The organism is Planctomycetia bacterium (genome assembly GCA_015075745.1).
Classification (GTDB): Bacteria; Planctomycetota; Phycisphaerae; order UBA1845; family UTPLA1; genus UTPLA1.
In genome coordinates this window covers 2836998-2851886 of the sequence record JABTTW010000001.1, presented here as the reverse complement: position 1 = coordinate 2851886, position 14889 = coordinate 2836998, and the positions used below count along the sequence as shown (strand labels likewise).

Annotated in this window: 11 protein-coding genes; 4 read left to right on the top strand and 7 right to left on the bottom strand. The window is 61.6% G+C overall.

Going from position 1 to position 14889, the window contains the following annotated elements; genetic code table 11:
- The first annotated feature begins 66 nt into the window (after nucleotides 1-66).
- Nucleotides 67-3018: an N-6 DNA methylase gene (locus tag HS101_11270; GenBank protein ID MBE7506846.1), complete on the top strand. Its 2952-nt coding sequence runs from the start codon at nucleotides 67-69 to the stop codon at nucleotides 3016-3018.
- A gap of 806 nt (nucleotides 3019-3824) precedes the next feature.
- Here HS101_11270 and HS101_11265 read toward each other — a convergent pair.
- Both HS101_11265 and HS101_11260 read right to left on the bottom strand, forming a co-directional pair.
- A complete protein-coding gene (locus tag HS101_11265) occupies nucleotides 3825-4745 on the bottom strand; it encodes an acyl-CoA desaturase (GenBank protein MBE7506845.1) in 921 nt (306 codons plus the stop codon).
- A gap of 302 nt (nucleotides 4746-5047) precedes the next feature.
- Complete coding sequence (locus HS101_11260; GenBank protein ID MBE7506844.1) at nucleotides 5048-5797, bottom strand: CPBP family intramembrane metalloprotease; 750 nt, start codon at nucleotides 5795-5797, stop codon at nucleotides 5048-5050.
- Between the two features lie 175 nt (nucleotides 5798-5972).
- On the opposite strand from HS101_11260, the gene asnB reads away from it, so the two are divergent.
- Nucleotides 5973-7961, top strand: a complete 1989-nt coding sequence (gene asnB, locus HS101_11255; GenBank protein MBE7506843.1) for an asparagine synthase (glutamine-hydrolyzing) — start codon at nucleotides 5973-5975, stop codon at nucleotides 7959-7961.
- 19 nt (nucleotides 7962-7980) lie between these two features.
- Here the strand turns inward: asnB and HS101_11250 are convergent, their stop codons facing one another.
- Complete coding sequence (locus HS101_11250) at nucleotides 7981-8697, bottom strand: glycosyltransferase family 2 protein (GenBank protein MBE7506842.1); 717 nt, start codon at nucleotides 8695-8697, stop codon at nucleotides 7981-7983.
- A 216-nt stretch (nucleotides 8698-8913) separates the two neighbouring features.
- On the opposite strand from HS101_11250, the gene HS101_11245 reads away from it, so the two are divergent.
- Together HS101_11245 and HS101_11240 are read left to right on the top strand one after the other, a co-directional pair.
- The gene (locus HS101_11245; protein ID MBE7506841.1) at nucleotides 8914-9900 is read left to right on the top strand and encodes a hypothetical protein; all 987 of its coding nucleotides are present in this window, start codon (nucleotides 8914-8916) and stop codon (nucleotides 9898-9900) included.
- A 220-nt stretch (nucleotides 9901-10120) separates the two neighbouring features.
- Entirely contained in the window at nucleotides 10121-10987 is an 867-nt protein-coding gene (locus HS101_11240) for an alpha/beta fold hydrolase (GenBank protein ID MBE7506840.1), read from the top strand.
- A gap of 9 nt (nucleotides 10988-10996) precedes the next feature.
- On the opposite strand, the gene HS101_11235 is transcribed toward HS101_11240, so the two are convergent.
- From HS101_11235 to HS101_11220, 4 genes are read right to left on the bottom strand one after another with little or no spacing between them, the layout of a single operon-like run.
- Complete coding sequence (locus tag HS101_11235; protein MBE7506839.1) at nucleotides 10997-11677, bottom strand: NAD(P)H-hydrate epimerase; 681 nt, start codon at nucleotides 11675-11677, stop codon at nucleotides 10997-10999.
- A gap of 18 nt (nucleotides 11678-11695) precedes the next feature.
- The gene (locus HS101_11230) at nucleotides 11696-12469 is read right to left on the bottom strand and encodes a thymidylate kinase (protein MBE7506838.1); all 774 of its coding nucleotides are present in this window, start codon (nucleotides 12467-12469) and stop codon (nucleotides 11696-11698) included.
- Nucleotides 12466-13161 carry a dTMP kinase gene (gene tmk, locus HS101_11225; GenBank protein ID MBE7506837.1) on the bottom strand — a complete coding sequence of 232 codons (696 nt, stop codon included), beginning with the start codon at nucleotides 13159-13161 and terminating at the stop codon, nucleotides 12466-12468. The genes HS101_11230 and tmk overlap by 4 nt, the downstream gene beginning before the upstream one ends.
- Complete coding sequence (locus HS101_11220) at nucleotides 13158-14879, bottom strand: Ppx/GppA family phosphatase (GenBank protein ID MBE7506836.1); 1722 nt, start codon at nucleotides 14877-14879, stop codon at nucleotides 13158-13160. Before HS101_11220 ends, tmk begins: the two co-directional genes overlap by 4 nt.
- Between the last annotated feature and the right edge of the window lie 10 nt (nucleotides 14880-14889).

The following is a 14889-nucleotide window of genomic DNA, read 5'->3' as shown; positions in this document are numbered from 1 at the left end:
CTTGTTCAAGGTCTGATTGACCGGGCGTATGGACCCCAGGGACCTCTAGGTATTATCATGCCCAACATGGCCGGACCCCCTGAAGAAATCGTGACGCTTATCGAGAAATTTCGAAACGACGAAGCGCACTACCGGTCCACCAATTACAATGAAACGCAGTGCCGCATTGATTTCATCAACCCGATGTTCGAATTACTCGGCTGGGACATGAATAATCGCGCGGGCTATGCCGAGGCCTACCGCGATGTCATCCATGAGGACGCGATCAAGATCGGCGGAGCGACCAAGGCTCCCGATTACTGTTTTAGAATCGGCGGTACGCGCAAGTTCTTCGTCGAGGCCAAGAAACCCGGTCGCAACTTAAAAAACGACGCCGAACCCGCCTTTCAGCTTCGCCGCTACGCGTGGTCCGCCAAGCTCCCGCTCTCTATCCTGACCGACTTCGAGGAATTCGCCGTTTACGACTGCCGCCGTCAGCCCGTCAAGGACGACAAGCCATCCACGGCTCGCACCTTCTACTGCACCTTCGACGAATATCCCGACAAATGGGACGAAATCGCGGGCATCTTCTCCCGCGAATCGCTGCTCAAGGGCTCCTTCGACAAATACGCCGTCTCAGCCCGGAAAAAGCGCGGCACAGCCGAAGTCGACACCGCTTTCCTGGACGAAATCGCCGACTGGCGAAAATCCGTCGCCAAAAACGTCGCTCTGCGTAATCCCCAGCTTTCTCAGCGAGAACTTAATTTTGCCGTCCAGCGCACCATTGACCGCATCATCTTCCTGCGTATCTGCGAGGATCGCGGCATCGAGCCTTACGGTCGCCTTCAATCTCTGCAAAACGGCAGCGCGGTCTATGCCCGACTCTGCGAATTCTTCCGCAGCGCCGACGACAAGTACAACTCCGGCATCTTCCATTTCCGAAAGGAAAAGGATCGCCACGAGTCCCCGGACGAACTTACGCTCTCGCTGGAGATCGACGACAAAGTTCTTAAGGACATCCTGAAGCGCCTTTACTATCCCGAGAGCCCATACGAATTCTCAGTTCTCACCGCCGACATCCTCGGTCAGGTTTACGAACAGTTCCTCGGCGAAGTCATCGTTCTTAAGGGCCGTCAGGCCAAGGTCGAGCCCAAGCCCGAAGTACGGAAGGCGGGTGGGGTTTATTACACCCCCACCTACATCGTCGACTACATCGTGCGCCACACGGTCGGCCGACTTCTTGGCGATGAGCCGGCCACCGGCGTAGCTGCTGGCGAACCCGCCGCCCGAGTAGACCGAATACCTGCGCCGCCCTCGAAGACGCCGAAGGACGCCGCCAAGCTCCGCATTCTCGACCCTGCGTGCGGCTCCGGCTCGTTTCTGATCGCCGCCTATCAATACCTGCTCGACTGGCACCTCCGCTGGTACGTCGCCGACGATCCCGAGAAGCACGCCACTGGCAAGAAGGCTGAGATTTTCAGAGGCAAAGGCGGCGCATGGCGGCTGACGACGGCCGAGCGCAAGCGCATCCTGCTGAACAATATCTACGGCGTCGACATCGACCCCCAGGCGGTTGAGGTTACAAAGCTCTCGCTTTTGCTGAAGGTGCTGGAGGGCGAGTCCGCGGAAAGCGTGAGCGCGCAGTGGAAGCTTTTCCACGAGCGAGCACTGCCCGACCTCGGCGACAACATCAAGTGCGGCAACAGCCTGATCGGTCCGGACTTTTACGCCAACAAGCAAATGTCACTCCTCGACGAGGAGGAACGGCTGCGAATCAACGTCTTCGATTGGAACGCCGAATTTTCCGAAATCATGAAATCCGGCGGATTTGACGCCCTCATAGGAAATCCACCCTACGGTTCATTCTTTGGAGAGCAAGAGAGCCTCTACCTCCGCAGCGCATTCGAATGCCCTTCAAATTCGCTGGATAGCTTTATTATTTTTGTCGAGAAATCCTCACGGCTCCTTGGGCTCAAGGGGCTTGTCGGAATGATCATTCCTTCCGGCTGGGTTTCGACGCCATCGTCCAAACCACTTCGCCATTTCTTCCTTAGGAATTTTGTGCCAACCTCCTTCGTCTCGTTGCCGTTCGACATTTTCAAGGGTGCCTATATCGATGCGGTTATTGTTACCGCCCAGAAAAGCGTCGGTCGCGGAATGGCTGGACCTAGTAGCGTCGACCTCGTTGTGTTTCCGGCTCGATTTTGCATTCAAAGTCAACATGATTTCGTGGCCTTTAAGAAGCTTGGAGACTTTGCCTCTTGGTCGAATAATCCTCATATCGAGTTTCTTATCACGTGTTCGACTAATGAGGTACAGATCGTTGAGAAACTACGAGGTACTTCGTGCAGACTCGCTGACTTTGTTTTGGTGAAGCGCGGAATCGAGACTTTCAAGCCAGTTTCGATCAAGGCAAACATGGAGAATCCCGTTCTCGCATTCACAGGCACGCTTCAGAGGTATGATCTGCAACATGGCGAACCGGGTTATATTCCGTTTACCCCGGAGATACAGGAATCGAAACCAATTGAATATTTTTCAGGGGAACGAATTCTCCTGCGGCAAGTATTAAGTAGAAAGCTCCGACTTCAAGCGGTTTACACTGACCAAGAATTCTTTACCGCGCAATCCGTGCAGAGCTTGATTACACGTCAAGAAATATCTTCCACGCCGTCTCTGCAATATTTGCTTGGAGTCATCAACAGCAAACTAATGTCTTGGTTCTTCCGCAATAGCAATAGCGTAGCTCGCCGTGACGACTTTCCCAAGATCATCATTCAGCAGACTCGCGATCTTCCAATTCCGAAACCCGACGACGGCAACAGCCAATGTCACGATACTTCGAAAAAGATCGCTAGTGGCGTCAAGAGTATTCAGATCTTTTTTGAAGCTCTGAGAAGTGCGAAAACTGAGCATGAAACTAGATCGATTCAGCGTCAAATCGAGGCCACCGACCGCCAGATCGACCAGCTCGTCTACCAGCTCTACGGCCTCACCGACGAAGAAATCCGAATCGTCGAGGAATCAACGAAGACGTGAATGCATAGATTCCCAAGGATGACCTTCGCGCCGGTGAACGCGTGGGCAGGATGAGCCGCGGGGATGCCACTTGCTCCCACCCCCGGATTGTGCCGCTCGTTGGGAAATCAGAATCATCCGGCATGCGGCACAATCCGGGGGTGGGAGAGTAAGGAGGGGGCGTGGCTTCGATTGACCAGGGCTTAAGCCCTGGCCTAAGGGCCCTTGCGGGGAAGGCCGCTGAAGCGGCCTGATTGGGCGGGGAGGATCAGGAATAGGAGCTTTTCGCGCTGATGGTTACGCGGGGGATGGCGCGCGGTGCGCGGGGGAGGCATGGGAAGGGAATCCCAATCGCGGCGGGGGCGAGATGGGAATTTCGGATCAGCGCGGAGATTATGACGAAGAGGGAGAAATGCGACCCCGTCGGGGTCGGGGATTCATGATGGATTTGCTTAACAGGGGCGATGCCCCTGGCTACTTACTTTTGGCCCTGCGGGCCGGGATGGGGCGGCGCGCGGAGCGCGCGGGGGACATCAGAAGCAGGAGTTGGTCGCGGTAAGAATTGCTCGCGGGGGCGAACGGTGGCGGACATGGGAAGGGATTCCCACTCGCGGGTGTGTGCGAGAAGGGAATCTCGCACGATCGATGGTGGGCAGAGCCCACCCTACGGGGGCGCGCGGGGGCGAGGGGGGGCGAGGGGAAAGATTAGGAGTAGGAGCAGGATTAGGATTAGGAGTTTGGCGCGCGAAACAAAAAAAGCCCCAGGCGGACGGGCCTGGGGCTTTGGGGGTTATTGAATGTGCCGCGTGAAACTACACGCGCTGCGCTTAGGCCGTTGGGTCGGGGGAGGTTGGGCGCATGACCATGTCGCCGATGGCGGTGACGGCTTCGGGGCCCTTGGCGAGGGTCTTGCCGAGTTTGTCGGAGGCGGCGGTGAAGCGCTCGACCATGGCGTCGGTAATGTTCTTCTGCCGGCCGAGGGCCAGGACGCGCTGCGGGGGTTTCTTCAGGTCCCAGACGAGGCCGACCCAGGAGAGGGCGCGAAGCATGTAATAGGTGATGTCGATCTGCCACCAGTAGAAGCCCTGGTTGACGGAGCCCTGGAAGAAGTGGTGGTTGTTGTGCCAGCCTTCGCCGAGGGTAACGAGTGCGAGGATGAGACTGTTCTTGCTGTCGTCGGTCGTGGGGAAGCGCTTGCGGCCGAGGATGTGACAGAAGGAGTTAATGGCGAAGGTCGTGTGATAGAGGACGACGGTGCTGACGAAGGTGCCCCAGACGACGCCGGCCCAGCCGTCGATGAGATAGCAGAGGCCGCCCATGACGAAGATCGGGACGAGGTGGTAGTCGTTGAGCCAGCGGAGCTCGGGGAACTTGGCCATGTCCTTGATCTGGTCGTACTGGGTCACGTTGTATTGCGGGGAGAGGACCCAGCCGACGTGGGACCACCAGATGCCGTCGCGGGCGGGCGAGTGGATGTCTTCCGGTTGATCGGAATGCTTGTGGTGGTGGCGGTGATGGGCAGCCCACCAGAGGGCGCCCTTTTGGGCGGCGCTTCCGCCGAGCCAGGCGAGGACGAACTGGAAGAATCGCGAGGTTTTGTAGGAGCGGTGCGAGAAGTAGCGATGGTAGCCGCCGGTGATGCCGAACTTGCGGATCACGAAGAGGGCAATCGCAAGGATGATCGTCTTTGTCGTCGTCGTGCCCCAGATGCCGGGGAGGAAGACGAGAAAGCAGGCGGCATGGATCATGAAAAAGGGAATGGCGGAGAGCGGAATCGAGCGTTGTTTTTCCATGGATTACTCACGAGGGTCGGCAGGTCAGTGCAATCGGCCTCATGCCTGAATTGCAGCGGATGCCGGAAACATTTCCAGCCCAATGCGGGCTGACTGAAGAATCGCGTTTAACGAATCACTTCAAAGTAAATCGGCGGAGTGGGCGTCCACGTGAAAGCCAACGTTTTTGACCGCGCCGATCAGGCGTGACTATAGGGTGGAATTCGCGTCGCTTCAACCCGTCGGCAAGTGGCCTAAAACGCCCCTGGGGGCCCGGATCACCAGAAACGCCAATCGGCTGCCCGAATGACGTAAGAATATAGCGCCAGATTTGTTATGGCGTGGGTGAGGATGAGGCACTTGAGGCTTTTGGTCCAGTAGAACATGGCGTTGAAGAGGAGCCAGCAGGCGATGCTGACGCCCCAGTTGTCGGGGTGCTGAATGGTGGAGAGGAGGGCCGAGCCGATCATGGCCTTCCAGGCGAAGGTGCCCCAGGGGACTTCTTCGGGGCGGCGCCAGCGGATGAAGGCGCGGAGGATGAAGCCGCGCCAGAAGAGTTCTTCGACGAGGGGGACGATGGTGCAGGCGCGGGTGATTTTGAGAACGGCGTAGATCCAGAAGAGGTTGCCGGTTCCGAAGTCTTCGCGGGGGTCGTGCGGCTCGGGGACACCGGGATAGAGGGGGAGCCTGCCGCCGAGGTCGTAGCTGCCGATGATCGTGCCGTCGAGCGCGTGCTGGCCGGCGACCCAGAGCCATGCGGCGGCGAGTCCACCGACGAGGGCGATGGGAAAGCGCCAGTCACCCATGGCGGGCCAGTGACGGCGGAAGATGAGGGCGGCCCAGAAGCCGAGGATGATGTGCAGGACGATGGCGACGGGGAGGAGCCTGGTGGGGAAGGCGTCGTTGAAGGCGAGCAGGACGAGATAGGCCATGTAGGGGACGATGAGCGGGGCCGAGGGCTCGGCTTTGACCACGCCGGCGAGCCAGGGTGGGTCGGGCCGGTGCGAGTTGTTGGGGGTATCCGCCATCGTGGTCCTGCTCCAAAGACTGCAAGGCGAAGGATTGTCGGTAGGCGGGTCGATTCGTGCAACCGGGCGAAGATCGGCGGGCGGACGAGGAGGTTGGGAGGATTCGACGAAGACGGTGCGAATGTGAGAAGTGCTCGCTCGGCTAAATGACGATTGTCACGCATAATCCCGAGTCATGTGCGGAATCACCGGCCTCATTCTGACGGAGCTCGACCCTGAGGCGGGCCGATTGATTACCGCGATGACGCAGGCGGTGTTTCATCGGGGGCCGGACGACGGCGGCGCGGTGGTGTTCGGCTTGGGGGGCAGGCCTGTGGTTCATCGGCGGCTGGGGGCGGTGGATGCGGAGGTGCAGTGGGATTATCTGTCGGGGCAGGTGGCGCTGGGGGCGCGGCGGCTGGCGGTGATTGACACGACGGAGGCGGGGCATCAGCCGATGACGACGGGCGAGGATCAGCCGTGGCTGGTTTTCAATGGGGCGATCTACAACCATCGGGCGCTGCGGGAAGAGCTGAGTGCCGCGGGGATGGCATTTAGCGGGCGGAGCGACACGGAGGTGGTGCTGGCGGCGTATCGGCACTGGGGGGTTGAGTGCTTCAGGCGATTTGAGGGGATGTGGGCGCTGGCGATTTACGATCCGGCGGCGGGCCGGGTGGTGCTGAGCAGGGATCGGTTTGGGATCAAGCCGCTGCATCTTACGCGGACGCGGAATGCGATTGCGTTTGGGTCGGAGATCAAGTCGCTCTTGACGGGGGTTTCGCGGGATGCGGATGGGTCGATGCTGCGGGACTTTCTGGCGTATGGGTGGGTCGATCACAGCGATCGGACGATGTTCGAGGGCATCTGGTCGATGCCGCCGGGGTGCGCGCTGACGTTTGATCTGCGCGGGGCGCGCGACGGACCGAAGGGGACGCTGAGTCTTTACGATGATGCGTCGGAGACGGCGCCCCCCCACTCGAACGGGAACGGGTCGGAGGAGATTCTCGAGTCGATCCGGTCGGCGGTGCGGTCGCATCTTTTCAGCGATGTGCCGGTGGGATCGTGTTTGTCGGGCGGATTGGACAGCTCGCTGATTGTGGGCCTGCTGAGCGAGATGGGCCGGGACGGCGGCGCGTGCGGCTGGTCGCAGCACACGTTTACGGCGTGCGCGACTGGCGAGGCCATTGACGAGCGGCGATATGCCGAGGCGGTTGTCGGGCAGTGCCAGGGGCTTAACGCTCACTATGTGGAGCCGACGGGTGAGGGACTCGTTGGGGACATGGCGCAACTGCTGTGGCATCAGGAGCAGCCGTTCGGGTCGCCTTCGATTTACATGCAGTGGGAAGTGATGAGGGCTGCGCGGGCGGCGGGAGTGACTGTGCTGCTGGACGGTCAGGGGGCGGACGAGCTTTTCTGCGGGTATCCGGGGTACTTTCCGCCGCTGCTGGCGAGTCTGCTGCGGCGCGGGCACGTTGGACGATTCGCGGGTCAATGGTCGGGCGTGATTCGCGAGGGGCACTACACGCGACGGGCGCTGGCGGCGCATACGGCGGCGCACCTGTGGCCGATCTCGACGCGGGATCGACTGCGGGCGCAGTTTGCACGGCGGCGCAGTCCGTGGCTGGTGGGAGAGTTGTTCGACACGGAGGAGTCGGCGGGGATTGTGGAGGGGCTGGGGCTGGAGGATCGGCGGAGGGAAAGGGCAGCGGGCGGGACGTCTTTTGATGCGTTTTGCCGGCGGGTGATTTTTCACGAGAGTCTGCCGTCGCTGCTTCGGTTTGAGGATCGCAGCTCGATGGCGCATTCGATTGAGGCGCGGGTGCCGTATCTGGATCGGCGTGTCGCGGCGGCGGCGATGTCGGTTCCGGCGGAGGAGCGGCTGCGCGACGGGCGACTCAAGGCGATGCTGCGAGAAGCGGCGAGCGGTCATGTTCCTGAGGCGGTTTTGAATCGGCGCGACAAGATCGGGTTTGCGGCGCCGACGGTCACGTGGATGCGCGGGGCGCTGGGGGTGTGGTGGCGGGAGGCGATTGGTTCCAAGACGTTTCGAGAGCGGGGGTGCTTTTCGCCGGGGGGCGCGGAGAAGCTTGGGCGGCGATTCGATGAGGGGGACGATTCGGCGGCGCTTGCGCTATGGCGGGCAGCGCTGACGGAGCAGTGGGCGCGGATTTACCTGGACAGATAGAGCCAGTGCCGCGGCGGTGTCAGTGGTGGCGAAGGCCCTCGGCGCGGATGTGCTTGCGCAGGCGGATCAGCTCGGCGAAGGCGCGGAGGATGACCCTGATGTTGGCGCCGGTCTGCTGGCCGGCGACGCGGGGGTAGTGATTGACGCCGACTTCGGCGATGCGGAGGCCCTGGTACTTGGCGCGGGCGAGGAGCTCGGTGCTGATGAGGGCGCCCTGGCTGCGCAGCTCGATCTTGTCGATGAGCGACTTGGGGAGGAGCTTGAAGGCGCAGTCGATGTCGCGGACCTTGAGGCCAAAGAGGGCGCGGACGAGGACGCCCCAGAAGAAGGCGTTGGACCTGCGGATGAAAGAATCGGCGCGCTTGATTCGGTATCCGACGGCGAGGTCGCAGCGATCGAGGAGGTTGATGAGCTTGTCCATTTCGTTGAGGTCGAACTGGCCGTCGCCGTCGGTGAAGAAGATCCAACTGTAGCGGGATTCGCGGAGGCCGCGGGCGACGGCGCCGCCGTAGCCGAGGTTGGGATTGTTGTGGACGGCGCGGATTCGGGCGTCAGCCTTGGCGAGCGATTCGGCGATTTCGCCGGTGCGATCCTTGCTACCGTCGTTGACGAGGATGATTTCGAATTTCTCGGCGAAGCGGGAGGCGGCCTCGACGGCGGCGCGCGCGACGCGTTCGACGTTGGCTTCTTCGTTATAGCAGGGAAAAAAGATGGAAAGTTCGGGAAGCTGCTTCATCAGATGCTCATTGAAACCTCGACCCTGCACGCTGTCGATAAGGGACTCCGGCCTGTTGATTATGGGGAACTACGCGTACCGGCGGCGATTGTTCTCTCCAATCGGCGCCAAGAGTTACCGCAAAATCGGCTGGAGAAGAAGGGGTCTATCGCGTATACTGGGTGTGTCCAATAAGACCCGGCGATGGGGATAGCACGGATAAGTCAGGGAGCGGGGATGTTGAAGCGTTGTTTTTATTCGATTGCCATTATCTGCGCCATCGGCATCGGCCCGATGGGCTGGGCCGGGTGCGATGCGGTGCCCGGCGCGGCGACGAATCCCCTGACGAGCGGCGGGACGGCGGGCGACCTGACCAACGACAATGCGGGCGGGTCCGGGCCATCGATCTCGGTGAGCGCGACGCAGCTCGAGCAGTTATCGCTGGAGCGGATCAATCGGGCGCGACTGCGGCCGGCGCAGGAGGCGTCGATGAACGGGATTGCGATTGATGAGGGGGCCCCGGGGAAGCTGGATACGGTTCCGAAGCAGCCGGTGGCGCTGAATACATCTCTCAATCAATCGGCCAAGGCGCACAGCCGGGACATGCTGGCGCAGAATTACTTCGAGCATAATTCGCTGACGGGGAAGACGCCGTTTCAGCGGATGAGCGACGCGGGGTATCTGTACGCTTCGGCGGGCGAGAACCTGGCATGGCGCGGGACGACGGGGTCGGTGAACGAGAATCAGTTCGTCGAGCAGCAGCACGTCGATTTGTTTGTGGACACGGATATCGTCGGGCGCGGGCACCGGCTGACGATGCTCAACGAGGCATTTCGCGAGGTGGGCATCGGAATCGTCCGGGGGTCCTTCACGCACAACGGGACGCGATACGACTCGATCATGCAGACGCAGGACTTCGGGGCGCCGCCGAATTCGCCGACGTTCGTGCTGGGCGTCGTCTATAACGATACGAACAGCAACGGGCGATACGATTTCGGCGAAGGTGTGCCCAGCGCGCCGGTGAGCATCGGAACCGCGACGCGTTCGACGAACTCGGCGGGCGGATATTCCTTCGCGGTGGCGGAATCGGGGGCCTATACCCTGCAATTCAGCGGGAACCGGTTCCAGAGTCTGAACATCGTGCGCGGCCAGAAGAACATCAAGGTGGACCTCGTTAACGGTAACACCGTCGTGGTCAATCTGGGCGTCGGCATTCTGAACTAGGGGCCGTCCTTTTTTCGAGGCCACGGAGACGGCCCTCCCCCCCACCACTACCACCGTAGCGTCCGCAAATGCGACCCCCCCTGCCGGACCATCGGGCATTCAAAGATTTTTTTTCGCACGATTTGATTTTCGCGCGGGCGGGTGCATATCAATAAATGTAGCTGTCGTGTCCCTTTCAACAACCCTGCAAGTTTCCTAGTGGAACTTGCAGGGTTTTTTATTGTTTCACCCACTCGGTGATCGCACGAGCCAGGTTGTCGGGCGGCGCGGTTCGACCTATTCTCCGCCGATCGGAGAACAGGGTGCGATGCTGCGATTTCTTCAAATACCGGTTGCGGGACAGGCGATCGCGGCAAGTCTGCACCTTCCCGAAGCGAAGGGCGGTCCGTGGCCTTTGGTGGTGTGCTGCCACGGGCTGACGGGGACGCGGATCGGTTCGGGATACCGGGCGGTGTCGCTGGGGCGAGGTTTGGAGGAGCTTGGCGTCGCGTGTCTGCGATTTGATTTTCGCGGATGCGGCGAGAGCGACGGGCGATTTTTGAATGTCACGGCGGCGGCGCTGACGGAGGATCTGCGGGCGGTGCTTGCGGCGGCGAAGGGGATCGCGGAGTTGGATACGGGGCGACTGGGGATTTACGCGAGCAGCTTCGGGGCGTTTACGGCGGCGCGGGTGGCGCACGAGATGGCGGGGCTGAAGTGTCTTGTGTTCATCGCTCCGGTGGCGGACCCATGCAAGCTGATCGAGCGGGATATGACGCCGGAGGCGTGGGGGGGTTTGCGGCGCGAGGGGTGGATCGATCATCACGGGCTGAAGCTGGGCGAGGAGTTCTTCGTGACGATGCCGCGCGAGGACGGGTCGAAGCTGCTTGCGGGCAGCGCGCGGCCGGCGCTGATTTTTCATGGGACGGGGGATCAGCAGGTTCCATTCGAGCACGGGCAGGCGTATGAGGTCGCGCTTCGCGGCGCGGGGGCGGAGGCGCGGCTTGAGGCGGTGGATTCAAAGGATCACGGGCTGCGCGGGGCGGCGCTGAGCGAGGGCATTGTGACGCAGGCGGTGACGTGGTTCGGCAAGTATCTACGGGGATGATCAGCAACTCTAACGGCGGACGCGGTTGGTGAGTTCCGGGGGCGTGCCGATGTCGGCGACGTGAACCTGGCCGGCAAATTCGCGCGAGACGTCCTGAGTCAGACCCTGTTTGATGGCGACGAAGGTGATGGTGTGGTGGGCGCGGACGGTTGGGGACGATGGGAGGCCGGTGTCGCAGTCGAGGCCGGAGGGCAGGTCGATGGCGACGATTGTGCTTTTCGTGGCGGCGTTGATGGCGTGGATGGCTGAGTCGATGGGCGGGCGGACTCGGCCGGTGAAGCCTGTGCCGAGGAGTGCGTCGACGATGACCTCGGATTGATGGAGGCGAGATTGGGCGGAGTGGATGCGCTCGGGGGAATCGAAGGGGACGAATTCGAGGGCCATGCGGGACGCGGCGTGATAGTTCGTCGCGGCGTCGCCGGAGAGTTTCGCGGAATCGCAGGCGAGGAAGATGGTCACGCGGCGACCGGCGCCGGCGAGGAGGCGGGCGATCACGAAGCCGTCGCCGCCGTTGTTGCCGCCGCCGCAGACGATGGCGACGCGGGCGTCGTCGGCTGATTTACCGAGGATCAACTGAGCGGCTGCGCAGCCGGCGTTCTCCATGAGGACGATGCCGGGGATGCCCAACTCGTGGATGGCGATGCGATCGACCTCGCGTACCTGGGCACGGGTGAGGGCGATGGTGTGCATGACTGCGCCGTTTACCTATTATCTGGTTTTGATCATGGGCTCGGGCAATTCGGCGTTGAGAATCGCGGCGTCGGATTTCGGAGCGCCGCGGTAGTCGTAGAACTTGCGCTGGCGGAAGAACTCGGTGACGATTTCGCGCAGGCGGGTGTGCATCCTTTCGGGCTTCCAGCGGGCGTTGACCTCGTGGAAGCCGAACTCCTGCGACATGCGGTTGTATTCCTTGATGAGGGTGGTCTGATAGCGCTTGAAGGAGTCGTAGGGATCGTCGCCCATGCCGAGGTCCATGCCGGACTCGAAATAGTCGATGACGCCGCGGGGGATGACGCGTCGAATGAGAGAGGCGACGTCGATCTTCAGGTAGAGCACCAGGTGCGGGACGGGGGCGAAGCCGAAGAGGTCGCGGACCCAGGCGCGGTCGACGCCGCGGGCGACGTCGCGGGCGAGTGCGGTGAAGACGTAGCGGTCGGCGAGGACGACGAAGCCGCTGCGCAGGGCAGGGATGATTTCCTTTTCGAGCCGGTCGGCGAAGTCGGCGGCGTAAAGGAGCGAATAAGTCAGGCGGTTGAGCAAGCGGCCCTGCTTGGCCTGGGAGATGGTGCGGCCGATGAGCTGGCTTCGTGTCCAGCCGGTTTCGATGACGCCGTATCCCTGGACCTCGAGCCACTCCTTGAGCATGACGATCTGTGTCGTGCGGCCGACGCCGTCGGTACCTTCGACGGTGATCAACACGCCCGGATAGTCGGAGGCCTCGATGTAGGGCAGGCCCTCGCCGAAGAAAGTCAACTGGCTCATGCAATCCTCGGCTTTCTGTTATACCTCTGGAGGCGATCCCCGACGATCTCGCGGACCTGCTTTTGCTGTTCGGAAATGGTCCCAGTGGCGTTGATGACGCAGAAGTCGTTTTCGGCGCTCATTTGGTCGTACTCTTCGAGGATCATGCCCTGGAAGAGGCGGAAGCTTTCCATGGGGTCCGGGTGGAGTTTCATATCCATGCCTGCCTCGAAGTCCTTGAGGACCTGACGTGCCATGGTGATGCGCTTGAGGGAGACTTCGATCGGCACCTTGAAATAAAACGCGATGTCGGGCTTGGGTGCGAAGCTATAGACTTTGCGAATCCATTTGCGATCGCAGCCGCGGACGTGATCGCGTGCGTAGGCGGTGTACACGTAGCGGTCGGCGAGGACGATCATGCCGGCCTTGAGGGGCGGCAGGATGTTGCTGACGAGGCGATGGGCGAAGTCGGTCGCGTGGAGGAGGCTGAAGGTAGTCGGGGTGAGGCTGCGGCTCTTCTTGCCTTTCTTGGTGGTCTTTTTGACGAGATCGGCGGAGTTCCACTCGGTGAAGAAGACGTTGTAGCCGAGGCTGACCAGCCAGCGCTGGACGAGGCGGATCTGCGTGCTTTTGCCGGAACCGTCGATGCCTTCGACGATGATGAGCCGGCCGGGGTAGTTATGCGGCTGCAAGAGCAGCTCACTGTTGATCATGAGTTCTCATCTCCCTTGGGGATATCCTGCGGCGGACTGACCTCCAGCGCGATGCCGAATTGTTTTTCGAACAGTTCGGCCTGACGACGCGCGGTCCATATTTCCAGTTCCGAGTCCTGCTCGGCCTGCACCTCGAGGGTGATGCGATCATCCAGCAGGCTGCACTTCACCGAGCGCACGACGGAGTAGTGGGTTCGATCGAGGGCATTGGCGAGGCGGAGGATGGGGATCAGCTTTTTGAATGCCCGACGACTTTCGCGGTCGAGATGGGCGTAGCTGTAGTCATCCTTTCGCGGCCGTCCCTTTCGATGATAACGAGCGAGGTTGGCGATGAGTTCGATTTCGCCTTCGTTGAAGCCCTTGAGGCCGCCGTTGCGGATGAGGTAGTAGGAATGCTTGTGGTGGCCGGAGTGGCCGATGAGGTAGCCGATGTCGTGGAGGACGCAGGCGAAGCCGAGGAGCTGCTTGTAGCGGTGTTCCAGCCCGTGAAGCGGGGCGAGTTGGTCGAAGAGGGTGTTGGCGAGTCGGCGGACCTGTTCGGCGTGGGCGCGATGGTATTGGCAGCGCTCGGCGAGCTCGATGACGCTTCGAGTTCTGGGGTCGGGCCAGGTGGCGCGGGCGAGGAGGTGTGCCCTGCTGTGGGCGATGTGGTCGATGATCATGCCTTCGCGGAGGGCCATGTCGCAGAACTCGTAATCTGCGACGTCGAACATCTTGCCGATTTCCAGGAGCGTGGTCGCGGCGGGGACGAGGGTGGAGACGCGCTTGGCGTCCATGCCGGGCATCTGGAGCTTCTGCTCGCTGGTGCGGGCGACGAGATCACTGAGGAGCGCTTTCAACTCGGCACGGGTGATCTTCATCTGGCCGGAGCCGTCGGGGGGCGTTTGTCCGCGGCGGAGCAGGCACATGCGGGCCAGGCACTCGAAGGAGCCGGAGGTGCAGATGCACCGGGAAAAGGATACGGCGCCGACGCGTCGGGCGAGCGGGGCGAGGCACTGTTCGATGTGGCGCTTGAGCGGCTTCAAGTCACGGGCGGACGGGGGATCGTTTTTTATGAAGAGCTCGGCGAGGCGGAGGCCGCCTAATTTGGCGCTGAAGAGGACGGAGGGGCGGCGGGCACTGGCGACGATGACTTCGACGCTGCCGCCGCCGATGTCGCAGATGAGGTCGTCTGTTTCGCCGAGGCCGACGGCGTGGCGAACGGCGAGGTAGATCAGGCGGGCTTCTTCCTCGACGCTGAGGATGCGGACTTCCATGCCGAGTTCGTTGAGGACGCGCTCGACGAAATCGCCGCCGTTACGGGCTTCACGGACGGCGCTGGTGGCGAAGGCGTGGATGCGGCCGATACCTTTGAGGCGGGCCATCTTGGAGAAGCGGACGAGTGCGGCGACGCCGTCGACGACGGCCTGGTCGGTGAGGATGTGCTTCTGGAAGCCGCCCTTGCCGAGCTGGACCATCTCCTTGTCGCGACCGACGATTCGGAAGTCGCCTTCGGGGGAGATCTCGACCATAACGAGGTGGATGCTGTTGGTGCCGACGTCGATGGCGGCGAATTTTGACGGGGGCGGACGGCGGACGACGCCGGGCTTTCGATTAAGGAAGCTCTCTTCGGAGTGGTCGGTGGCGGCCGATGCGGCATGTGCATCGGCGGCGGCGCCATCGCCGGGATCGGCTCCGGGCGCGGCGCAATTCGTTTCGTGTGACCGAGCCGACTCCATTAAGCAGAAT

What these genes read in the sequence shown, in the direction of transcription:
- HS101_11230 (MBE7506838.1), bottom strand. Translation starts at nt 12,469, where the DNA reads ATGAGCCAGTTGACTTTCTTCGGCGAGGGCCTGCCCTACATCGAGGCC.
- HS101_11260 (MBE7506844.1), bottom strand. Translation starts at nt 5,797, where the DNA reads ATGGCGGATACCCCCAACAACTCGCACCGGCCCGACCCACCCTGGCTC.
- HS101_11270 (MBE7506846.1), top strand. Translation starts at nt 67, where the DNA reads ATGGCCGGACCCCCTGAAGAAATCGTGACGCTTATCGAGAAATTTCGA.
- HS101_11250 (MBE7506842.1), bottom strand. Translation starts at nt 8,697, where the DNA reads ATGAAGCAGCTTCCCGAACTTTCCATCTTTTTTCCCTGCTATAACGAA.
- HS101_11220 (MBE7506836.1), bottom strand. Translation starts at nt 14,879, where the DNA reads ATGGAGTCGGCTCGGTCACACGAAACGAATTGCGCCGCGCCCGGAGCC.
- HS101_11235 (MBE7506839.1), bottom strand. Translation starts at nt 11,677, where the DNA reads ATGCACACCATCGCCCTCACCCGTGCCCAGGTACGCGAGGTCGATCGC.
- asnB (MBE7506843.1), top strand. Translation starts at nt 5,973, where the DNA reads ATGTGCGGAATCACCGGCCTCATTCTGACGGAGCTCGACCCTGAGGCG.
- tmk (MBE7506837.1), bottom strand. Translation starts at nt 13,161, where the DNA reads ATGATCAACAGTGAGCTGCTCTTGCAGCCGCATAACTACCCCGGCCGG.
- HS101_11245 (MBE7506841.1), top strand. Translation starts at nt 8,914, where the DNA reads ATGTTGAAGCGTTGTTTTTATTCGATTGCCATTATCTGCGCCATCGGC.
- HS101_11265 (MBE7506845.1), bottom strand. Translation starts at nt 4,745, where the DNA reads ATGATCCATGCCGCCTGCTTTCTCGTCTTCCTCCCCGGCATCTGGGGC.